At 72.6% G+C, this 21,396-nt stretch carries 19 protein-coding genes and 1 pseudogene; 9 read left to right on the forward strand and 11 right to left on the reverse strand.

What is annotated here, in order from left to right:
• Positions 1–72: 72 nt before the first annotated feature.
• Together ACZ7MF_RS18620 and ACZ7MF_RS18625 are read left to right on the forward strand one after the other, a co-directional pair.
• Positions 73–291: a hypothetical protein gene (locus ACZ7MF_RS18620; RefSeq protein ID WP_471477864.1), complete on the forward strand. Its 219-nt coding sequence runs from the start codon at positions 73–75 to the stop codon at positions 289–291.
• An 88-nt stretch (positions 292–379) separates the two neighbouring features.
• Complete coding sequence (locus tag ACZ7MF_RS18625) at positions 380–805, forward strand: PPOX class F420-dependent oxidoreductase (protein ID WP_356856277.1); 426 nt, start codon at positions 380–382, stop codon at positions 803–805.
• A gap of 32 nt (positions 806–837) precedes the next feature.
• Here ACZ7MF_RS18625 and ACZ7MF_RS18630 read toward each other — a convergent pair whose 3' ends face one another.
• Together ACZ7MF_RS18630 and ACZ7MF_RS18635 are read right to left on the reverse strand one after the other, a co-directional pair.
• Positions 838–2,955, reverse strand: coding sequence for an MMPL family transporter (locus tag ACZ7MF_RS18630; RefSeq protein WP_471477865.1), 2,118 nt, complete (start codon positions 2,953–2,955; stop codon positions 838–840).
• A gap of 143 nt (positions 2,956–3,098) precedes the next feature.
• Positions 3,099–3,605 carry a MarR family winged helix-turn-helix transcriptional regulator gene (locus tag ACZ7MF_RS18635; RefSeq protein ID WP_393219624.1) on the reverse strand — a complete coding sequence of 169 codons (507 nt, stop codon included), beginning with the start codon at positions 3,603–3,605 and terminating at the stop codon, positions 3,099–3,101.
• 104 nt (positions 3,606–3,709) lie between these two features.
• Here ACZ7MF_RS18635 and ACZ7MF_RS18640 point away from each other — a divergent pair, with 104 nt between their 5' ends.
• Together ACZ7MF_RS18640 and ACZ7MF_RS18645 are read left to right on the forward strand one after the other, a co-directional pair.
• Entirely contained in the window at positions 3,710–5,272 is a 1,563-nt protein-coding gene (locus ACZ7MF_RS18640) for an SDR family oxidoreductase (RefSeq protein ID WP_471477867.1), read from the forward strand.
• Positions 5,273–5,626: 354 nt separating this feature from the next.
• Positions 5,627–7,003: a cryptochrome/photolyase family protein gene (locus ACZ7MF_RS18645; RefSeq protein ID WP_471477868.1), complete on the forward strand. Its 1,377-nt coding sequence runs from the start codon at positions 5,627–5,629 to the stop codon at positions 7,001–7,003.
• Positions 7,004–7,022: 19 nt separating this feature from the next.
• On the opposite strand, the gene ACZ7MF_RS18650 is transcribed toward ACZ7MF_RS18645, so the two are convergent.
• The 3 genes from ACZ7MF_RS18650 to ACZ7MF_RS18660 are packed head-to-tail and all read right to left on the reverse strand — an operon-like array spanning position 7,023 to position 8,028.
• Entirely contained in the window at positions 7,023–7,460 is a 438-nt protein-coding gene (locus ACZ7MF_RS18650; RefSeq protein ID WP_471477869.1) for a hypothetical protein, read from the reverse strand.
• A complete protein-coding gene (locus ACZ7MF_RS18655) occupies positions 7,453–7,794 on the reverse strand; it encodes a DUF3140 domain-containing protein (protein WP_471477871.1) in 342 nt (113 codons plus the stop codon). The genes ACZ7MF_RS18650 and ACZ7MF_RS18655 overlap by 8 nt, the downstream gene beginning before the upstream one ends.
• Positions 7,795–7,800: 6 nt before the next feature.
• Entirely contained in the window at positions 7,801–8,028 is a 228-nt protein-coding gene (locus tag ACZ7MF_RS18660; protein WP_471477872.1) for a hypervirulence associated TUDOR domain-containing protein, read from the reverse strand.
• 145 nt (positions 8,029–8,173) lie between these two features.
• On the opposite strand from ACZ7MF_RS18660, the gene ACZ7MF_RS18665 reads away from it, so the two are divergent.
• Positions 8,174–8,974 (forward strand): thioesterase family protein, encoded by an 801-nt coding sequence (locus tag ACZ7MF_RS18665; protein WP_471477874.1) that lies wholly within the window; start codon positions 8,174–8,176, stop codon positions 8,972–8,974.
• 28 nt (positions 8,975–9,002) lie between these two features.
• Here ACZ7MF_RS18665 and ACZ7MF_RS18670 read toward each other — a convergent pair whose 3' ends face one another.
• From ACZ7MF_RS18670 to ACZ7MF_RS18695, 6 genes and pseudogenes are all read right to left on the reverse strand, one after another.
• The gene (locus ACZ7MF_RS18670) at positions 9,003–9,455 is read right to left on the reverse strand and encodes a VOC family protein (RefSeq protein WP_016325268.1); all 453 of its coding nucleotides are present in this window, start codon (positions 9,453–9,455) and stop codon (positions 9,003–9,005) included.
• An 86-nt stretch (positions 9,456–9,541) separates the two neighbouring features.
• Complete coding sequence (locus ACZ7MF_RS18675; RefSeq protein WP_471477875.1) at positions 9,542–10,543, reverse strand: zinc-binding dehydrogenase; 1,002 nt, start codon at positions 10,541–10,543, stop codon at positions 9,542–9,544.
• Between the two features lie 53 nt (positions 10,544–10,596).
• Entirely contained in the window at positions 10,597–12,285 is a 1,689-nt protein-coding gene (locus tag ACZ7MF_RS18680; protein WP_471477876.1) for a hypothetical protein, read from the reverse strand.
• Between the two features lie 34 nt (positions 12,286–12,319).
• Positions 12,320–13,448 (reverse strand): annotated as a pseudogene (locus ACZ7MF_RS18685) (DUF4185 domain-containing protein).
• 73 nt (positions 13,449–13,521) lie between these two features.
• Positions 13,522–15,156 carry a fucose isomerase gene (locus ACZ7MF_RS18690; RefSeq protein ID WP_471477877.1) on the reverse strand — a complete coding sequence of 545 codons (1,635 nt, stop codon included), beginning with the start codon at positions 15,154–15,156 and terminating at the stop codon, positions 13,522–13,524.
• 62 nt (positions 15,157–15,218) lie between these two features.
• On the reverse strand, positions 15,219–16,697 hold the full coding sequence (locus ACZ7MF_RS18695; RefSeq protein ID WP_471477878.1) for an FGGY-family carbohydrate kinase: 1,479 nt from the start codon (positions 16,695–16,697) through the stop codon (positions 15,219–15,221).
• A 282-nt stretch (positions 16,698–16,979) separates the two neighbouring features.
• On the opposite strand from ACZ7MF_RS18695, the gene ACZ7MF_RS18700 reads away from it, so the two are divergent.
• The 4 genes from ACZ7MF_RS18700 to ACZ7MF_RS18715 are packed head-to-tail and all read left to right on the forward strand — an operon-like array spanning position 16,980 to position 21,346.
• Positions 16,980–18,071 (forward strand): glycoside hydrolase family 172 protein, encoded by a 1,092-nt coding sequence (locus ACZ7MF_RS18700; protein WP_471477879.1) that lies wholly within the window; start codon positions 16,980–16,982, stop codon positions 18,069–18,071.
• A gap of 50 nt (positions 18,072–18,121) precedes the next feature.
• On the forward strand, positions 18,122–19,501 hold the full coding sequence (locus ACZ7MF_RS18705) for an ABC transporter substrate-binding protein (RefSeq protein WP_471477880.1): 1,380 nt from the start codon (positions 18,122–18,124) through the stop codon (positions 19,499–19,501).
• Positions 19,498–20,460 carry a carbohydrate ABC transporter permease gene (locus ACZ7MF_RS18710; protein ID WP_471477881.1) on the forward strand — a complete coding sequence of 321 codons (963 nt, stop codon included), beginning with the start codon at positions 19,498–19,500 and terminating at the stop codon, positions 20,458–20,460. Before ACZ7MF_RS18705 ends, ACZ7MF_RS18710 begins: the two co-directional genes overlap by 4 nt.
• On the forward strand, positions 20,450–21,346 hold the full coding sequence (locus ACZ7MF_RS18715) for a carbohydrate ABC transporter permease (RefSeq protein WP_471477882.1): 897 nt from the start codon (positions 20,450–20,452) through the stop codon (positions 21,344–21,346). The genes ACZ7MF_RS18710 and ACZ7MF_RS18715 overlap by 11 nt, the downstream gene beginning before the upstream one ends.
• Positions 21,347–21,396: the final 50 nt, after the last annotated feature.

A 21,396-nucleotide genomic window follows, 5' to 3' on the forward strand; every position in this document is an offset into this window, starting at 1 on the left:
ACATGACGGCTTTCAACGGCGCCCGCCCGGGCACCCGCGTGGCGTCGTCCCTCGGCGGAAGGGGTCCCCGGCGTGGTCACCGTTGCCGTCCTGCTGCTGCCCGCACTGGGTCTGCTGTTGTTCACCATGACGTATCTGGAGGACCGGCTGTTCGGTGATCCGGCGCCGCCCCGGCACGCCCGGCGCCGTCACCTGCGTCTCCTCCCGGGCGGCGGGCGCGGCGCGGACCGGAGGACCGGCGCGGACCGGAGGACCGGCGCGGGCCGGGTGTCCGACCGCGACGCCGCCTGACGCCGCACGCACCCCGCCGAGCGGCCGGACGGCCCGCCGGGCGATGCTGGTGCACACGGGACACACGTGGCACGGCCGAGGAGAGTGGATGGACGCCGGGGAACAGCACGACGCGGACGGCGAGTTCGTCCGGTTCTGGCAGGAGCGCCGGGTGTGCTTCCTGTCGACGCCGCGGGCCGACGGGACGCCGCACCTGGTTCCGGTCGGGGTGACGTACGACCACGCCACCCGCACGGCGCGGGTGATCACGAGCCGGGACACCGCCAAGGCGCGCAACGTCCGGCGGGCCGCCGGGGCGGTCGTCGCCGTGGGCCAGGTGGACGGCCGGCGCTGGTCCACGCTGGAGGGCGTGGCCTCCGTGCGCGACGACGCCGGGGCGGTCCGCGACGCGGAGACCCGCTACGCGGCCCGCTACCGGCAGCCCCGGGCGAACCCGGAGCGGGTCGTCATCGAGATCGACGTACGGCGCTTCCTCGGCACCGTGCGCCCGCCGGAGCGGCGTCCGGAGGCGTGACGGCCGGGACGTGACGGCCGGGGAGGGGCGGCTCAGTCCCGTCCCGCCCGGGTCCGGTGTCCGAGCCGCCCGGGCCACCAGGCGACGGCGCCGATGTCGCGGGCGAGCGCGGGGACCAGCAGGGAGCGCACCACCAGCGTGTCCAGCAGGACGCCGAAGGCCACGATGAAGGCGATCTGCAGCAGGAAGGCCAGCGGAATGACCCCGAGTGCCGCGAAGGTGGCGGCGAGGACGACGCCGGCCGAGGTGATCACTCCGCCGGTGGCGGTCAGCCCGCGCAGGATGCCCTCGCGCACGCCGTGGCGCAGCGCCTCCTCCCGGACCCGGGACATGAGGAAGATGTTGTAGTCCACGCCCAGGGCGACCAGGAAGACGAAGCCGTACAGCGGGACGGAGGCGTCGGTGCCGCTGAAGCCGAACACATGGGTGAAGACGAGCGCCGAGACGCCCAGGGTGGCCAGGAAGTTCAGCGCCACCGTCGCCACCAGCAGGACGGGCATCAGCAGGGAGCGCAGCAGCAGGACCAGGATGACCAGGATGATGGCGAGGACCACCGGCACGATGAGCGTGCGGTCCTCGCCCGCGGTCTCCTGGGTGTCGTACTGCTGGGCGGTGTAGCCGCCGACGAGGGCGTCCGCCCCGGAGACCTGGTGGACGGCGGCCCGCAGCCGGACCACCGTGCTCTTGGCGGCGTCGCTGTCGGCGGGCGCCTGGAGCGTCGCGTCGATGCGTACGCGCCCGTCGACCACCAGGGGCGTACCGGCGCCCGGGCGGCCCGAGTCGGTCACCGGGGCGGCCGAGGCGATGCCGCGGGTGTCGCGGGCGGCGCGGAGGACCGGGTCGAGGCGGTCGGCCTCGGCGATGACGACGGCGGGGTTGCCGGAACCGCCGGGGAAGTGCTCGGCGAGGGTCTGCTGGGCGGCGACCGAGGGCGTGTCGTTCACGAAGATCTCGTCGAGCGGGACGCCCTTGGAGCTCAGGGTCGGCGCGAAGGCGGCGCAGGCGAGCAGCGCGGCCAGCGAGACGGCCCAGATGCGGCGCGGAGCGCGGTCCACGAGCGCGGCGACACGGTGCCACAGCCGGTGTCCGGCCTCCGGGTCGCCGGTCCGCACCGGCTTGGCCGGCCAGTAGGCGACCCGGCCGAGCAGCACCAGGACGGCGGGCAGGAAGGTGAGCGTGCTCAGCACCGAGCAGACGATGCCGATGGCACCGACGGGCCCGAGCGCGCGGTTGTTGGTCAGGTCGCTGAGCAGCAGCGCCAGCAGGCCTAGCGCGACGGTGGCCGCGCTGGCGACGACGGCGCCCCAGGAGTCGCGCAGTGCCGCACGCACGGCGCCGAAGCGGTCCGGGTGGCGGGCGAGCTCCTCTCGGAACCGGGCGGTGAGCAGCAGCGCGTAGTCGGTGGCGGCGCCGATGACCAGGATGGAGAGGATGCCCTGGACCTGTCCGTCGACGCGTACGACGTCGTGGTCGGCCAGCGCGTAGACGATGGCGCACGACAGGGCCAGTGCGAAGACCGCGCTCAGGATGATGACCAGGGGCAGCAGGACGCTTCGGTAGACGAGCAGCAGGATCACCAGGACCGTGATCAGCGCGACGGCGAGCAGCAGTCCGTCGATGCCCGCGAAGGCGTCGGAGAGGTCGGCCTGGGAGGCCGCGGGGCCGGCCAGCTGAGCCCGGGTGCCGGGGACCTGTCCGGCGGCTTCGCCGATGTCCGCCAGCACCTCCGGGAGCCGTTCGCCGAGGTCCGGCTCGACCTGGACGACGGCCTGGAGTGCCCGGCCGTCGTCCGAGGGCAGCGCGGGGCTCGCGGATCCGACGATCCCCGGGTCGCCTTCGAGGCCAGCGACCGAGCGGGTGGCGGCCTGCTGGTGTGCGGTGACCGCGGCGTCGCCGTCGCCGTCGGCGGTCCAGACGACGATCACGGGGAGCGTCTCGTCCTGCTGGAAGGCCTGCTGCGCTTCGACGACCTGCGTGGACTCCGCGCTTCGGGGCAGGAAGGAGGCCTGGTCGTTGGTGGCGACCTCGCCGAGCTTGCCGGCGTACGGGCCGAGCGCTCCGCCGACGACGAGCCAGACCAGGAGGAGCAGGACCGGGACGAGCCATCGGGCGCGTCGGGGACTTCGGGGCGGTCGGGTGGGGGTGGACATCGGTGTCGGGTCTCCAAATCTCGGGGGGCGCTGGCACCAAATGCAGCTCGATCATAAACAATCTCAATCATCGAGTTACTTTCGGGTGTCACCGGAAGGCCGGACTGCGCGACCCGCCGCCGTCCGTCGGGGCGGCGGCCGGCTCAGCGGTCGTCCGACGCCACGTGGCTCAGCTCCTCGTTCAACGCCGCCAGGAAGCGGGCCACGACGGCCAGTTCGCCGTCGTCGAAGTGTGCCCGGGCGGCCACGGCGGCGTCGGCCAGCGGACGGAAGTACCGGCGGGCGGCCTCACGGGCCTCGGGCACGTAGTGCAGGTGGACGACCCGGCGGTCGGCGCTCTCCCGGACCCGGCGCACGTGTCCGGCGCGCTCGAGCCGGTCCACGCAGGCCGTCACCGCGCCCGAGGTCAGCCCCAGGTGCCGGCGCAGCCGTCCCGGCGTCATGGGTTCGGGCGCGTCCAGGATCGCCGCGAGGGCCTGGATGTCGGTGGCGTGCAGCGTGTGGGCACCGGCGAAACCGTGCACGACGCGGTTGATCTCGCCGTTCATCCGCCTCAGCTGGACGGCGAGGACGTGCAGGTCGCTCGCCTCGGGGCCGGGTCCGGTCCCCCGCTCGTGCGCGTGCTGTCCGCGCTGGTTCGCTGTCGCCACGTGATCAGCGTATAGAAGGGTCGACCTGGGCCCGGACGCGTCAACCCCGTCCGGTTCGGGGGAAGGGGTCACGGTGACGACTGTCCCGCGAGCGACGGAGCCACATGAGCCAGCCGGCCGAAGGACCCGGAAGGACGAGCGGCGGGGGTGCCGGGGCGGGCCTCAGCTGCCTGGTCACCGGCGCGACGGGATACGTCGGGGGCCGTCTCGTGCCCGAACTGCTCGACGCCGGACACCGGGTGCGGTGCCTGGCCCGCTCCCCGCACAAGCTGCGCGACCATCCGTGGGCCGGCAAGGCCGAGGTGGTGCGGGGCGACGTGACCGACCCCGACTCGGTGGCGCGGGCGATGGAGGGCGTCGACGTGGCCTACTACCTGGTGCACGCACTCGGTACCGGCGACGACTTCGAGGCGACCGACCGGCGGGCGGCGCGCACCTTCGCCGAGCGGGCCGCGGCGGCGGGCGTGCGGCGCATCGTCTACCTGGGCGGTCTGACCCCGTCCGGCGTGCCGGAGGGCGAGCTGTCGCCGCACCTGCGCTCGCGGGCCGAGGTCGGCCGCATCCTGCTGGCCTCCGGTGTGCCCACGACGGTGCTGCGCGCGGCGGTCGTCATCGGCTCCGGGTCGGCGTCCTTCGAGATGCTGCGCTACCTCACCGAGCGGCTGCCGGTCATGGTCACGCCCAGCTGGGTCCACACCCGCATCCAGCCGGTCGCCGTGCGGGACGTGCTGCGCGCCCTGGTGGGCGGCGCGACCATGCCGGAGGAGGTCTCCCGGACCTTCGACATCGGCGGCCCGGACATCCTGACCTACCGGGAGATGATGGAGCGCTACGCCCGGGTGGCCGGGCTGCCCAGACGGCTGATCCTGCCGGTGCCGATGCTGTCCCCCGGGCTGTCCAGCCACTGGGTCGGGCTGGTCACGCCGGTCCCGGCGGCCATCGCGCGGCCGCTCACCGAGTCGCTGCGGCACGAGGTGGTGTGCGGCGAGAACGACATCGTGCGGTACGTCCCGCCGCCGCCGGGATACCCCCTCGGCTTCGACGACGCGCTGCGGCTGGCCCTGCAACGGGTGCGGGAGGCGCGGGTCACCACCCGCTGGTCGTCCGCGTCCGTGCCGGGGGCGCCCAGCGACCCGCTGCCCACCGACCCCGACTGGGCCGGCGGCAGCCTCTACACCGACGACCGCGCGCTGACCGTCGACGCGCCGCCGGACGCGCTGTGGCGGGTCGTCGAGGGCATCGGCGGCGACAACGGCTGGTACTCCTTCCCCCTGGCCTGGGCGGTACGGGGCTGGCTCGACCGGCTGGTGGGCGGGGTGGGCCTGCGCCGGGGGCGCCGGGACGCCGCGCGGCTGCGGGTCGGCGACTCGCTCGACTTCTGGCGGGTGGAGGAGATCGTCCCCGGCAAGTTGCTGCGGCTGCGCGCCGAGATGCGGCTGCCGGGGCTCGCCTGGCTGGAGATGTACGCCGAGACCGACGACGCCGGGCGGACGCGCTACCGCCAGCGGGCGCTGTTCCATCCGCACGGGCTGGCGGGACAGGCCTACTGGTGGAGCGTGTGGCCCTTCCACGCCGTGGTCTTCGGCGGCATGGCCCGCAACATCGCCCGCGCCGCCACCCGCGCCGCCGGACCGCCGGGTCCGGCCCGGGACGGCGCCGGATCCTGAGCCAGACGTGGTCGCCCCGACCCGCACCGGGGCCGGGGGCCGACACCCACGGCCCCCGAACCGCCCGGTGATCCATGCCTCTCCGGCCTCCGGCCTCGCACATCACATGCCCCGCCGCCGGTCCCAGGTGGCAGAACACCCCCAGGCCCGAGACCGGGCCGCCGCATCGCCCGGGCGTGCGCCCGAGCCCCCGCCCTGTCCGCCGGAGACCGGGGGGCCGGCGCCTCGGGCCCGGCTCCCCCGGGCGTGCGCACGAGCGCACCGACCGGGCGCGGCGGTGGTCAGCGCGTCCGCGCGCCGGGGGCCCGCCGGTCCGGTACCGTCGCCCGCCCGACACCCCCTGCGAGGAGCGCCATGGCCACGTCGGTCGTCCTGTTCACCCGCGATCTGCGGCTGCACGACCATCCGCCGCTGCGTGCGGCCCTGGACCGCTCCGAGGCCGTGGTGCCGTTGTTCGTCCGCGACCGGGCCGTGGACGCCGCCGGATTCGCCGCGCCCAACCGGCTCGCCCTCCTCGCCGACTGTCTGCGGGACCTGGACGCCGGGCTGCGGGACCGGGGCGGGCGGCTGGTCGTCCGCTCCGGCGACCTGGTCGCGGAGGTGTGCGCGGTGGCCGGGGAGGCGGAGGCCGACGAGGTGCACCTGGCGGCCGACGTCAGCGCGCACGCGCACCGGCGCGAGGAACTCCTGCGGTCCGCCCTCGCGGCGCGGGGCTGCCGGCTGCACGTGCACGACGCCGTGACCACCGTGCTGGCCCCGGGGGCCGTCACCCCGGCCTCCTCCGACCACTTCGCGGTCTTCACGCCGTACTTCCGGCGCTGGAGCGAGCGATCCGTCCGCGAGCCGCTGGCCGCCCCGCGCAGGGTCCGGGTCCCGGACGGCGTCGGCTCTCAGCCGCTGCCCGCCCGCGGGGACCTGACGGGGCTGTCCCCGGGGCTGCCGACCGGTGGGGAACGGGACGCCAGGAAGCGTCTGTCGGCGTGGCTGCGCGGCGGCATCGCCGGTTACGCGGACCACCACGACGATCTGGTCGGCGACGCCACCTCCCGGCTCTCCCCCGACCTGCACCTCGGCGCCCTCTCCCCCGTCGAGCTGGTCCACCGGGCCCGGCGTGCGGGCGGCCCCGGAGCCGAGGCGTTCGTGCGGCAGCTGGCGTGGCGGGACTTCCACCACCAGGTGCTGGCGGCCCGCCCGCACACCTCGGCCGCCGACTACCGCACCCGGCACGACCGCTGGCGCACCGGCGCGGCCGCCGAGGCGGACGTCGCCGCGTGGCGGGACGGGCGCACGGGCTACCCGGTCGTGGACGCCGCGATGCGCCAGCTGCGGCACGAGGGATGGATGCACAACCGGGGCCGCCTGCTGGTCGCCAGTTTCCTCACCAAGACGCTGTACGTGGACTGGCGGGTCGGCGCCCGGCACTTCCTGGAACTGCTCGCGGACGGCGACGTGGCCAACAACCAGCTGAACTGGCAGTGGGCCGCGGGCACCGGTACCGACACCCGGCCGCACCGGGTCCTCAACCCGACCACGCAGGCACGGCGGTTCGACCCCGACGGGGCGTACGTCCGGCGCTGGGTGCCCGAGCTGGCCGGGCTCGCGGGCCGCTCCGTGCACGAGCCGTGGCGGCTGCCGGAGGCGGAGCGTGCCGCGTACGACGCCTATCCCAGCCCGATCGTCGACCTCTCCGAGGGCCTGGACCGCTTCAGGCGGGCCCGCGGACGCGACTGAGCCCCGGGCGCAGGGACCGTCAGGTGCGGGGGCCGTCCGGGCGGGACGTGTGGTCCGGGTGGTTCCGGGTCCGGCGGACCTCCTTCAGCTCCGCCTCGTACAGGTGGCGGCGGCCCTCGGCGAGACGCGCCACCGCATCCCGCTCCAGGTCCCGGAACGGCTGGTAGTACGTCCGGTCGTAGGCGTCGACGATCTGGAAGGTCCAGTGGCCGGGGATGACGTTGCGGCCGAGGATCTCGGTGCGCACCCGCTGCGCCAGCTCCGGGTGCCCCGCGGCGCGCAGCAGCTCGACGGCGCGGTCGAGTTCGAAGTCCGCCGAGCCGGTGTGCTGGTGGAAGGCGAACAGGTGCCCGCGGGCGCACTCGGTCGTCTCCAGGGCCTTGGACAGGGACCCGAGGGCCTCGACGGTCTCGTCGCTGACGCCCGCGGGGCGCCGGTGCGGGTCGTCGTCATCCACGGCGGGCCAGGGGGTCGTGGCCCCAGTTCATGAGCGAGTACCGCCACCGGGTGTCCTCGACGTCGCCCGACGGGCGCTGGGCCAGGTGGCGCCGGACGTAGCCGACGACCTTGCGCATGTGCTCGTAGTCGTCGTCCGAGAGGTCGCCCTTGTTCTTGTGCAGGATCTCGACGATCCGGCGGCCGGACGCGTGCCCGACCGACTCGCCGCCGTCCTGGTGGTGCCCGGCGTCGCGCGACTCGTCGGTGTCGAGCCACCGGTCCAGTCCGGCCGGTGTCATGTTCACCAGTTCGTGGAAGTCGTCCCGGGTCCGGTCCTGCTCGTCGCCGTCCATGGCTCCTCACTTCTTCTTCAGCGCGGACGGCTTGTGCACCGCCGACCGGCCCGACTTGTCACTGCGGACCTGGTACTGCGGGTCGTCGGCGGAAGCGTCCACGGTGCGGCCGGCCGCCTCGGTGCGCTTGGTGATCTTCTTCTCCACCTCCCCCTCGGTGCGGGAGCCGTGGCTGCTCCAGGTGACCTTGTCGCCCTTCTTCAGGTGCTCGCGGTCGTCGCGGTTCTTCGCCATGGTGGTACTCCTTCGCCTGCGCGCCCCCGCCTTCGGCATTCAGGCCGTCTGGGTTCCCAGCCGGGGGCGTCCCAGTCGGTCGGGGCGGTGATTCGCCGCCGAACTATCCTGGTCGCGGCCCCGCCGTCGTTTCAGGAGCAGCCCGTTGAACACCAGCACAGCGACCCCGGACAGCTACTACGAGCGGATCGACGAGCACCGCTACAAGCCCACCCCGCACGCGGGCGGCGCGTGGAGCTCGGACGAGCAGCACTTCAGTCCGCTCGGTGGTCTGATCGTCCACGCCGTGGACCGCCATCTGGCGGGTCGTGCCGGTGCGGGCATGTCACTGAGCCGGATCAGCTTCGACATCCTGGGCCGCCCGGCGCTCGACGAGTGCGAGATACGGGTGGAGACCGTCCGGCCGGGACGCACCATCGAGCTGGTAGAGGCGACCGTGCTGATAGCGGACCGGTCGGTGGCACGGGCCAGGGCGTGGCTGCTGGCCGACGGGGACACGAGCGCCGTCGCCGGTGGCGGTGCCGACCGGCTCGCCTCGCCGGACACGCTGGCCCGCTGGCCGATGGACACCGAGTGGCCCGGCGGATACATCGCCTCCCTGGACGTGCGCCCGCTCGCCCCGCCCCGGCCGGGTCGCACCACCGCCTGGATCTCCACCGGCCTCGACCTGGTCGCCGGGGAGAGCGCGAGTCCGCTGGCCTCCTACGTCACGCTGGTCGACACGGCCAACGGCATCGCGGTGCGGCAGTCGCCGCGGGAGTGGATGTTCCCGAACGTCGATCTGACCCTGCACCTGCACCGCGCGCCGCGGGGGCGCTGGACCGGCCTGGACACCACCGTCGTCTTCGGGCCCACCGGCCAGGGCATCACCAGCACCGTGCTGCACGACCTGGACGGCCCCGTGGGTCACGCCCAGCAGATGCTGACCGTCCGTCCCCAGCCCTGAGGAGCCCTGCCGGACCCGCTGGACGCCGTCAGCCCCGGCCCGCGGGCGGATCGGCGAGGATGCCCTCCAGCAGCCCGGTGGCCTGGCCGACCTCGATCAGGTACCCGTCGGGGTCGCGCAGGTAGCACCGCAGCTCGGCCTTCCGGTCGATCGGCGGGGTGAGGAACTCGGCGCCGAGCGCGCTCCACTCACGGTGGCAGCGCTCGATGTCGGCCACCCGGATGTTGAGGAAGCTCGTGGCCGTCCCGGGGTCGTCCGGCGGGCGCAGGGTGACGTCGGGTTTGTCCGGCGTCGGTCCCCCGCCCGGGTTCATGATGATCCAGCTGTTCGCGAGCTTGACGATGCACGGGTTCTCCGCGAGCACGACCTCGCCGCCGAGCACCTCGGAGTAGAAGGCACGCGAGCGCGGCACGTCGGCCACGGTGAGGAAGTGGGTGAGCAGCAGCCCCGACTCCGGTGCCGGCAGGTCTTCACGGCGCATTCCTTGACCCCCACGCTCTTGTGACGGGTTTCGGGTTTCCTTCGACATGCCCATCATGGACCGCGCCCGCCCGGCCGGAAAGACGATCAAGAGGGATGGAGGACCAGACGCCCCCGCACCTCGCCGGCCTCCAGCCTGCGGTGGGCCTCGGCCGTCATCGACAGCGGCAGCCGGTCGGCGATGCGCGGGCGCCACGGGGTGTCCGCGAGGACGCCCACGACGCCCCGCGACGCCTCGGCGAGGTCGGCGGTCGTGGCGTTGCTGATGGCGAAGCCGACGATGCTCGCGTCCTTCGTGTAGAGCCCGCCCACCGACAGTGCGGCCGGCCCGGTGCCCAGTCCCACCATCGCCACCAGCCGCCCGCCCCGCGCCAGCGAGTCCACGGCGTCGGCGAGCACCCCGTGCCCGGACGTGTCCAGGTGCACGTCGTAGCCGTCGGGGGCGGCCCTGCGCACGCGCGCTTCGAGGTCGGGCGCGTGGTGGTCCAGGACCTCGGCGGCACCCAGCTCACGCACCGCCGCGGCGTCCTCCGCACGCGCCGTGGCGACCACGCGGGCCCCGGCCCGGGCGGCCAGGGCGACGGCGGCGCCGCCCACGTTCCCCGCGCCGCCTCCGACGTACACGGTCTCCCCCGCCCGCAGCCGGCCGTGCCGGAACAGCGCGAGCCAGGCGGAGGCCGCCGGGTGGGCGGCCGCCACGAGGTGCTCCGCCTCGATGCCGGACGGCGCCGGGTAGAGGCGTTCGGCGGCGACCGTCGCGTACTGGGCGAAGGAACCCTGCCGGCCCGCGTGCCCGAGGCTGTTGCCCCACACCCGCTGCCCGACGGTGAGGCCCGCGGCGCCGGGCCCGGCCGCGGCGACCTCGCCCACCAGGTCGCGGCCGACGACGAAGGGCAGCGGCAGCGGTGTGGCGTACGCACCGGACCGTACGAAGGTGTCCACGGGGTTGGCGGCTACGGCCGCCACCCGTACCAGTACGTCCGTGGGCCCGGTCGGCGGTACGGGGAGTTCTCCGTACCGGATGGCGCCGGCGGGTCCGACGGCGTCGATGTACGCCGCCCGCATCGTGTCCGGAACTGTGCCGTTCATGGACTCATGCTATGAACCACCGGCTGGTGGCGCAGCGGAGGGCCGACCGCCCGTCAGCGGTGGAACACCTCCAGTTCGGCGATCGAGGTGAACGTCTGCGTGCCTCCGCTGCCGCCGAGGACGCGCACGCCGTCGCCGCTCGTGGCGGCGAAGTCGAAGACGTAGGTCCGGTTGGTGCCGGCGGCCGACGACACCGGGTAGGCGGGGGTGACGCGCTGGGCCTCGACATCGCTCCACACGCCGCCGCGGCGGACCTGGATCCGGGGTGCGCTGCTGAACCAGCCGCCGTCGCCGAACATCCTGCCGGTCGTGTAGGCCACCTGGTTGAGGCGGTACTCGCGCGGCCAGGTGTAGCCCCACCAGCTCGTCGGTTTGCGCTCGTCGTTCCAGTCGTCCTCGTTCTGCGCCCTGTTGCCGTCGTTGTAGACCGCGGTGCCGAAGTGCGTGGCGCGTTCGACCGGCACGGTGCCGGGTTCGCGCGCGAGGTTGCGCGCGCCGTCCGGGGCGTTGCCGGGCGTGCTGGGCTCGGACGGGGTGAGGGACATCCGGCGCAGCGAGTACGTGTACGCCCAGAAGTCCCCGGCCGGGTAACCGCCGCCGCAGGGGCAGACGTTGGACTGAAGCCACATGGACCTGCCGTCCGCGCCGATGTACTTGGACGGGATGGTGGTCGCGTAGCCGCCGTGCTTCGTGTGCGTCCAGGGATAGCCGCCGAAGTCCTTCGGGGTGAAGCGCTTCCACGGGCCCCAGGGGGTGGCCGCCTCGTAGAACTCGAAGGTGTACTCGGTCCACGAGGTGTAGAGGTAGCGGTTCAGCGGCTTGTTGTAGACGACGCCGCCCTGGCTGATCACGCTGAGGTCCCGGACGCGGCCCGGGGTGCCCACGTTCTGGTAGACGCGCCGGTCGTCGTGCAGGACCGCCACCCGCTGGTCGATGTCGGTCGTCCACCGCGGGGTGCCGCCGCCGTCACCGGCGTAGAACTGCCACGTGGACCTGTCCTGGACGGAGCCGGCGGGCACCCGGGCCAGGTAGAGGTCGGTGGGGTCCGGGTCGGGGTCGAAGGTGTCGCGCCAGTTGTGGTCGAGGCCGTAGGCGTAGACGTATCCGTCGGGGCTGTTCGCGTTGTCCTTGCCGTAGTCGAGGAACATGACGGTGGTGAACTTCTCGTCGGAGAACATCGGCGTGGTCTTGTCCGACGTCCATGTCGCGCCCTTGTCGGTGGACTTGACGACGGTGGCGCTGGGAGCGTGGTCGAGCGTGCCGCGCTTGAGGTCCTGGACGGCGAGGTACAGGTCGCCGGCTACGCAGGCCATGCCGGTGGGTTTGCGGTAGTACTGCTGCGGGTCGCCCCAGATCCGGCCCACCCGGTCGCCCGAGGCGCGCTGGGTGCCGGTCAGGTTGCCCGGCATGCCGCTGATCCGGGCCACGCCGATGTCCTGCCAGGTGTCGCCGAATCCGACGCCGTCGCCGTACGCGGCGTAGACGTTGTCGTCGCCCGACCAGCACGACGGCCACAGGTCGCCGTGCTCCTTGTTGTCGCCGGCGGCGGGGGCGCCGACGGTGGCTCCCGGATCTATGCCGACCGTGGAGAAATAGGTGCTCTCCGGGGCGTTGGCGGGCGTGGCGGTGCGGGCAGCGGGGGCCGGTGGGCTCCCGGTGTCGGCCTGGACGGCGGGGGTCGTGGACGCCGTGACGGCGGCCAGAGCGGCCACCAGGGTGATGAGCAGTCTCGGGGTGCGCACGGGTACTCCTCGATGCGTCGGACGGGGAACGTGCTCAGACCGCGAGGCCGTTGATCCGGTACTGCATGACCCGGTAGTTCCGGTCGTCGTACCACTGGCTCACGGCGATGTCGAAGTCGCCGAAGGTCGATCCGGGGACGATGAAGCCGCCGTAGGGGCTGGCGACGGCGTTGCCCGACTCGTGGCCCGGCGTGGTCGGCACGACGACGGTCTGCTCGGGGGTGGCGAACAGGTTGCTCGTGGGGAGCGCGAAGATCTGGGCGCGCATCGCCAGGGGCTCCATGTTCAGCCAGGTCAGGGCGTACCGGCCGCCCATCGCGCGGAAGCAGATCTCGCCCCACCGGCGGCGGGCGCTGACGGTCGTCGGGTAATTGCCCCATGCCCAGGTGCCGTTCGCGTACCCCCAGGGCTCGTAGGCCGCCGGGTCGCCCACCCGGTCCTGGCGGACGCGGTGCAGCAGGAGGTCGGAGGGCACGTCCCGGTTGAACACCGTCGACAGGACGTAGCAGTAGCCGTCGTCGGCGACCGCGTAGGTCTTCTGCTGGAACTGGCCGCCGTACTGGTCGCCCGGCCACTGGCACAGGTACTGCCAGGTCTGGCCGTTGTCGGTGGAGCGCCAGAAGTCGCAGTGGTGGGTCCGGTACAGGACGCCCCGCATCAGGTGCATGTACATCGTGCCGCCGACGGTGAAGACGTCCGACGGTATGGCGGTGGTGTTGTTCTCGTGGCTCCGGGACCAGCCCCACGGCGTGCGCGCCGCCCACGCTGTCGTCGACGACGAGGTTGTCGAGGTCGGGGTGCCGGGCGCGCAGGCCCACCGGGGCCCGCCAGTCGCCGTCGCCCACGCCGGCGCCGTCGAAGGTGTCGCCGCAGACGAAGAGCATCGTGCCGTCGGGACAGCGGACCGGGATGCCGAGGTCGGTCCAGGCGGCGCCGAACGCGCCGGTCTCGGCGGGGCCCGTCAGATTGCGGATCTTCCGTCCGGTGACGGCGACGGCGCTCGCGGGGGCCGCGCCCGCCGGTGCCGCACTCGCCGTGGCCGTGGCGAGCCCGGCCGCCGTCAGGCCGAGGCCCGTGCGGAGCAGGAGGCGTCGGCTCGGTCCGCCGGTCGCGGGCGCCTCGCCGCCCTGCTCACTGTGTCGTGGACCTGTCATTCGAGACATGCGGAACTCCTCCGATTCGTGGGGGTGTTCCGCCCGTCACGGACGACGGGCGGAACGCCGGGAGCAGTCGGTACTACAGCGTCACGTCCCCGCACAGGTGCACCTCGACGCCCAGCTCGGCGAAGAGGGCCGCCTTGGCACGCAGCGCCCGGTCGGCGGCGGCCGCGTCGGGGGCGTAGGCGACGTTGAGGTGGTTGGCGCGGTGGCGGGCCATGAACTGGTCGCGGGTGACGCCGTGCAGGACCGCGTGCATGATCGGCCACTGCGGGTTGGTGGCGTCCAGCCGGCGCCGCGTCTCCTCCTCGGGCAGCTCGACGGCGCTCGCGCGGCCGAGGTCGACGTGCAGGCGGCCGTCCATCAGGAAGACGCGGGACCAGACGATCTCGCCGGGCTTGGAGACCCCGCTGAGGGTGCCGCCGCCGAGCGGGAAGAACATCGGCGGCTGCCGCATGCTGTACGACTTGTCGTAGCCGCCGTGGTGGGAGGCGGGGACGGAGCCGGAGATCTCGAAGACCCAGACGAAGCGGCCGTCGTACTCCTCGCCCCAGCGGATGTCGTGCAGCGTGGTGGCCGGGTCGAGGCCCATCGCCGTCCAGATGCGGTTGGTGACCAGGGAGTCGACGGCGACACCCTCGTCGACCTCGTTGAAGTGCGGCAGCGGCGCGCCGGCGTACAGCTCGCGGGCGCCGTCGCGGCTGTGCACCGGCGGGCGCTGGACGTTGTTGAGCAGGCCCTCGGCGAGGTCGCTGGCCGGCACGGTGTCCTTGAGGCCCTGCTGGTACTGGATGCCGACCGCGTCGAGTCCGAAGTCGTCGGAGATGCGCAGTGCGGCGATGTACATCTTGAACTGGCTGAGCAGCTGGGCGTCGGTGAGTTCGGTGGCCTCGTCGGTGCCGGTGTGGAAGGTCATGCCGGCCTCGTCGAGCCAGGTGCGGACGGCCTGGGCCTCCTCGTCGGAGACCTTGTGCATCTCGGCGACCAGGGCGCTCTGCGACAGACGCTCCTTGTAGATGCCGAGCGGATTGAGGAACTCGTCGTCGATGATGGCGTTGTACATGCCCATGCAGCCCTCGTCGAAGACGCCGATGATCGCCTTCTCCGTGCGCAGCTGCCGGGCGAGGGCCGTGCCGAGTTCGGTCTCGGCGTCCTTCGGCAGCGGGGGCAGGGGTCGGACGTGGCCGGTGTCGTGGGTCAGGGTGCCCGTGTCCAGCCAGGTGCGCAGGCACTCGCGCGCCCACTCGTCCGTGAAGTCGGGGCTCCACAGGACGGAGTAGTCGATGCCCGCCTTGGTGAGGCTGCCGGCCAGGCCCAGCAGGCCGACCAGGCCCGGGAATTCGCCGCTCCAGTTGGCCACGACCAGGATCGGGCCGCGGTGGTCGCGGAGCCCGGCGAGGACGTGGTGGCTGTACTGCCACACGGCCTCGACGACGATCAGTGGGGCTTCCCCGGGCAGGTTCTTGAAGACCTCGATGCCGGCGCGCTGGCTGTCGATGAATCCGTGGCCCTTGGCCTCGTCGACCGGGTGGCCGCGGCGCACGCTGCGGCCCAGGGAGGCGAGGGCGGCCGCGAGGTCCTTCTCCAGCTTCTCCTGGGTGGGCCAGCAGGTGGTGTTGGCGGCCGGGCGGAGATCGCCGCTGGTCACGGTGTATACGGTGGCCGGCTCGGCGGTCGGCGGCTCGTGGAGTACGGGCAGGGTGTACGCGGTCATGCGGTCTCCGTAGGTTGTGCGTCCGGCCGGTGGGGGCCGGCGGGGTCGAGCGCGTCGGTCGGTCAGCGGTCCTGGAACGTCGCCAGGGTGTGGACGACGTCCGAGGTGGCCGGGTACAGGCGGCGGTAGAGGGTGTAGAGGTCGTCGTAGCGCCCGGCATGCTCGGCGCGCGGTGTCACCGTCGCGCGCACCGGGTTCCAGTCGTCGACGCGGACGTCCTGGACGAGCCCGGCGGCCAGCAGCGCGCCGCCGTAGCTCGCGCCGATGGTGATGGTGCGCAGTTCCTGCGGGCGGCCGGTGATGTCGGAGACGATCTGCGTCCACAGCGCGCCTTGCGTGCCGCCGCCGACGGCGACCACGCGGCGGATGTCTCCCCCGGCCGCCTCGATCACCTCGATGTTGTGCCGCACGCCGAACCCGGTGGCCTCCAGGGCCGCCCGGTAGAGGTCGCCGCGGGTGTGGGAGAGCGTCAGGCCGGCGATCACACCGCGCGCGTCCGGGTCCATCACCGGGGTGCGTTCCCCGGAGAAGTACGGCAGCATCAGCAGGCCGTTGGCACCGGGTCCGGCCTCGGCCGCCTGCCGGGTCAGGGTGGCGTGGTCGCCGTCGGCGAACAGGTCCCGCAGCCAGTTGGTGACCGCTCCGGAGGTGGCCATCCCGCCGGCCAGATTGCGGGTGCCGGGCAGGGCGCCGACCGTGCCCCACAGGGACTCGCTGGTGAGGGGCTCGGGGACGGTGTGGACGAGGAACATGGTGGTGCCATACATCAGCATCAGGTCGCCGGTGTGCTGAGCGCCCACACTCAGGGCCTCCGCCCAGGCGTCGACGGTGCCGGTGGTGACCGGGATGCCGGCGGGCAGGCCGGTCTCCCGGGCGGCGTCCGGGGTGAGGGTGCCCGCGGCCTCGCCGGACCAGCGCAGCGGGGGCAGTTCGATGCCGGGGGCGACCTCGGCGGCCCAGGGGGCGTACCACTGGCGGGCGTGGGTGTCGTAGAGCGGCGTGCACTGGCTGGCCGAGTGGTGGTCCAGGACGTAGGCGCCGGTGAGCCTGCGGACCAGCCAGGAGCTGGGCATGTAGAGGCGGCGGGCGCGGGCGTAGCGCTCGGGCTCCTCGTCGGCGACCCAGGCGATCTTGGGCCCGGCCGCCTGGGTGGTGAGGGCGGAACCGCCCCGGCGGATGATCTCCTCGGCGCCGAGCCGCGCCTCGATCCGCTCGATCTGGCGGACCGAGCGGGTGTCCACCCCGTAGAGGATCGCGGGGCGCAGCGGTGTGTCGTGCTCGTCGGTCAGCAGGACGCACGGTCCCATGCCGCTGACGCCGACGGCGATCACGGTGACGTCGCCGGGGGCGGTCAGTTCCCGGGCGAGGCCGGTGAACTCGTCCCACCAGAGGGCGGCGTCCATCTCGAAGCGGCCGGGGCCGGGTCTGGCGGGGGTGTGCTCCCGTACGGCCGAGCGGATCAGGGTGCCGTCGAGACCGACGAGTACGCCTTTGCTGCTCGAGGTGCCGATGTCCACACCGATGACTGCGTTGCGAGGCATGGCGAGCACGTTCGCAGAAATCGATTTCAGCGTCAAGGGAGCGCGCGTAGGGCGCGAGTTGTCCGCAGAAGAGCGGGTCAGACGGGCGCCGCGAGGTGCGGAAACGCACAGCCGTCTCAGCTCTTGACACCCCTTGGAGGCGGCTCTACGTTTCGGTGAAATGGATTTCAGGGATGCAGTGACGCTGCGCCGCCCGGACGGCGACGTCCCGTCCTCCCCGCGCCCAGCACGCCCCCCGGGCCCACGGCGCGCTCCGCAACTCCACCTTGAGGGCACAACACGATGACGACCTTTGGACTCGACGGCATCTCCCGCAGGACGCGCGCCGTGAGCCGTTCCATCAGCGCCGAGAACTTCACCGGCGCCCGGGCCGACGGCGGCCGGGCCACGGAGGGCACGGGAGCTGTGGCGGCGAGCCGCCTCGGACCGGGCTGGAAGATCTCTCCCAGCATCGACATCCCCGCCGGCGAGACGGCGGTGCTCGCCGACATCGAGGGCCCCGGCACCATCCGTCACCTGTGGTGCACCACCGACCCGCACGGCGCCTGGCGCGGCACGCTGCTGCGGATGTACTGGGAGGGGGAGGAGACCCCGGCCGTCGAGGTCCCCCTCGGCGACTTCTTCTGCAACGGCTGGAACGTCTTCAGCCAGGTCTCCTCCGTGCCGGTCGCGGCCAACCCCAACGGCGGCTTCAACGCGTACTGGCCGATGCCGTTCCGCCGCGCGGCGCGCATCACCCTGGAGAACCTGACCGCCGAGAAGGTCACGCTCTACTACCAGGTGGACTACGAGCTGGACGAGGTCGGCGAGGACGCCTCCTACTTCCACGCCCAGTGGCGGCGCAGTCGCCCCGTGCCGTTCGGCGAGGTGCACACCCTGCTCGACGGCGTCACCGGCGCCGGCAGCTACGTGGGCACGTACCTGGCCTGGGGCGTCAACAGCCCCGGCTGGTGGGGCGAGGGCGAGCTGAAGTTCTACCTCGACGGCGACGAGGAGTACCCGACGATCTGCGGCACCGGCACCGAGGACTACTTCGGCGGGGCCTGGAACTTCGACGTCCCCGGGCAGGGCTACACCGCGTACACCACCCCGTACCTCGGTCTGAACCAGATCCTGCGCCCCGACGGCCTGTACCGCAGCCAGCAGCGGTTCGGAATGTACCGCTGGCACGTCCTGGACCCGATCCGTTTCGCCGAGGACCTCCGCGTCACCGTGCAGAGCCTCGGCATCGGCCCGGGGCAGGGCAACGGTCTGCCGCACCGCTACCGGCACACCGCCGACGACATCGCCAGCACCTCGCTCTTCTACCTGGACGCACCCGCCTGCGCGTCCCGTCCGGCCACCCCGGACCTGCTCGCCCTCGAGGTCGACTGACCCCGCACCGCCTCTCCCCAGTCCCGTCCCACTCCGACAGGAGCGCACGCATGCTCCAGCACGGCAACGAAGCCGGGCAGCCGGCCGCGTCCGCGGCCGGCACCTCACGCCGCCGCTTCCTCACCGCCACGGCAGGTATCGGCGCGGCCGTCGCGGCCCCGGCGCTGCTCACCGGTTGCGGCTCGGCCCAGGCGAAGGGGGGCAACCTCCAGTTCTGGAACTTCTACGGGCCCCAGCGCTCGCCCGACCCGGCGATCAACGCGCAGTCCAAGTGGTTCACCGACATGGTCGGGAAGTGGAACGCCACCCACAAGCAGCAGATCGACCTCGTCTACCTGCCGCAGCCCACCTACCTCAACGGATTCAAGCTGCCGTCCGCCTTCGCCACCGGTGAGGGCCCGGACATCTTCCTGCTGTCCCCGGGCGACTTCCTGCGGTACTACAACGGCGGCGTCCTGGCGGACCTCACGCCGCACATGGACAAGGCGGCCGTCGAGGACTTCGGCTCCGCCCTGGACAGCCGCAAGGTCGACGGCAAGGTCTACGCCCTCCCCATGGAGGTCGAGCCGCTGGCGATGTTCTACTCCCAGGGTCTGTGGGAGAAGGCCGGCCTGTCCGAGGCCGACATCCCCACCACCTGGGACCAGATGCTCGACATCGGCGACAGGCTGCGCGGCCGCACCACGGCGGGACTCGTCTTCGAGACCAACCCGGGCTACTACCAGAACTTCACCTGGTACCCGTGGATGTGGCAGGGCGGCGGCGACGTCCTGGACCGGCGCGGCGAGGTCGCCTTCGACTCCCGGGCGAGCCGCCAGGCCCTGGCGTTGTGGCAGGACGCCGTACGCCACGGCATCGCCCCGCGCACCGTGCCCGCCGCGGGCGACGTGATCGGCGGCTTCAAGGGCGGCAACGTCGGCATGTGGCAGCAGGGCATCTGGAACGTCTCCAGCTTCAAGGCCTTCGCCCCCGACTACCCGTACGGCGTCTTCAAGCTGCCCGCTCCCCCGGGCGGCGACTACGTCACCGCGCTGGGCGGCTGGTCCTTCTGCGCCAACGCGCAGGGCCGCAACCCCGAGGCGGCGGCCGAGTTCTGCGTCTGGGCACTGGGCTCCATGAAGGACGAGTCCATCGACCGGATGGTCGACTGGTGCGTGGGCGCCAAGTCCGACGTGGCACCCCGCGCCACCGCCCTGGAGCGCGGCGCCGCCAAGGGCGGTTACGACTCCGAGGTGATGCGCAGGTTCAAGGACGAGGTCTTCCCCGGCGGCCGCGCCGAACCGCGCTACCCGCCGGTGGTCTACAAGGCCATCTCCGACGCCATCCAGGGCACCATGCTCGCCGGCCGCGGCGTGGCGAGCGAGATCGAGCGGGCCACCCGGTCCATCGACGCCTACACCAAGAGCTACAAGGGGGCGAGCCTGATATGAGCAGTGTCGCCGCGAAGGAGCGCCGGGCCACCACGGCCCCGGCCGAGGCACCGGCCTCGGCCAAGGGCCGGGGGCTCAGCCGCCGGCACCGCGAGTGGCTGGCCGCCGCCCTCTTCCTCGCCCCGGACGTCCTGGGGCTGCTGGTCTTCGTCGCCGTCCCGATGGTGCTGTCCGTCGCGCTGAGCTTCTTCCAGGTCAGCGGCTTCGGCAGCTACGAGTGGATCGGGCTCGGCAACTACGAGCGGATGATGAACGACCCGCTCTTCTGGGACTCCATGAAGATCACCGGTCTGTACGTGGTGATCCTCGTGCCCGTGCTGTTCTGCGTGAGCCTCGGGCTCGGCCTGCTGGTGAAGCAGAAGCTGCCCGGCATGGGCGTGTACCGCACGGCGCTCTTCCTGCCGTACGTCATCAGCCTCGTGGTGGTCGGCGTGCTGTGGAAGTTCCTGCTGGACGAGCAGACCGGCGCGGTCAACCGGGCCATGCGGGCGGCCGGCCTGGACGGCGAGTCCTGGCTCGGCAGCCCCTCGCTCGCCCTCGGCTGCGTCATCGCGGTCATGGTGTGGGTGATGATGGGCTACTACATGATCATCTTCCTGTCGGGGCTCCAGGAGATCCCGAAGGAGTACTACGAGGCCGCGAAGCTGGACGGTGCCGGTCCGTGGCGGCAGTTCCGCTCCGTCACCTGGCCGCTGCTCCGCCCGACCAGCTTCTTCGTCCTGATGATGTCGACGGTCGCGGCCATCACCGGCGGTCTCGACCTGATCTTCGTCCTGACCAACGGGGGGCCCGCCAACGGCACCTCGCTGGCGATCTTCTACATCTACCAGCAGGCCTTCGGGTTCGGTGAGTACGGCTACGCGTCGGCCATGGGCTCGTTCCTGGTGCTGATCATGGTCGCCGTGTCCGCGGTGATCTTCAAGTTCACGAGGGGCGGGAGGTTCGACGATGGCGAGTGACACCCTGACGACCGAGGCGGGCCGGACCGGCGGTTCCGGCGGGCCGGGCGGGTCCGGAACCACGGCGGGCCGGCGTCGGCCGCTCTCCCCCCGCACCGGGCTGACCGCGCTGGCCGTCGTCCTGTCGGTGATCAGCGTCCTGCCCGTCCTGTGGATGCTCACGTCGTCCTTCAAGACCCGCGAGACCGTCACCGACGGCAAGCTGATCCCGACGGACTTCACCTTCGACAACTTCGTGTACGTGTTCACGGAGGTGCCGTTCGCGCGCTATCTGTGGAACAGCTTCTTCATCTCCGCGGTGATCACGATCGCGGCGCTGTTCTTCCACTCCATGGCCGCCTACGCGCTGGCCCGGCTGCGCTTCCCGGGCCGTGAGAAGCTCTTCGGCGCGATCTTCGCGACCTTGCTGGTCACCGCGCCCGTGGTGCTGATCCCGCTGTTCATGGTCGCCCGCGAGCTGGGCCTGCTGGACAGCTACGCGGGTCTCATCATCCCGGCGATCTTCAACGCCTTCGGCATCTTCCTGCTGCGCCAGTTCTACCTCGGCCTGCCGAAGGAGCTGGAGGAGGCGGCCGTGATCGACGGCTGCGGCCACTGGCGGGTCTACTGGAACATCGTGCTGCCGATGTCCCGGCCGATCCTCTCCGCGCTGGCGATCTTCTTCTTCCTCGCCAACTGGAACGCGTTCGTCTGGCCGCTGGTCGCCACCAGCGACCAGGACCTGACGGTGGTCCAGCTGGGCATCGCCTCGTTCCAGACGCAGTACACCTCGAACTGGAACTACATTCTGGCGGCGGCGACGGTGGCAGCGCTGCCCATGCTGATCCTCTTCTTCGTCTTCCAGCGGCAGATCGTCGAGTCGATCAAGACGTCCGGCATCAAGTAGGCGGACCCGCTTCACCGACGAGCGGCGCCGCACCGGTTCGAAGACCGGTG

This window comes from Streptomyces sp. NPDC111628, from assembly GCF_055635195.1.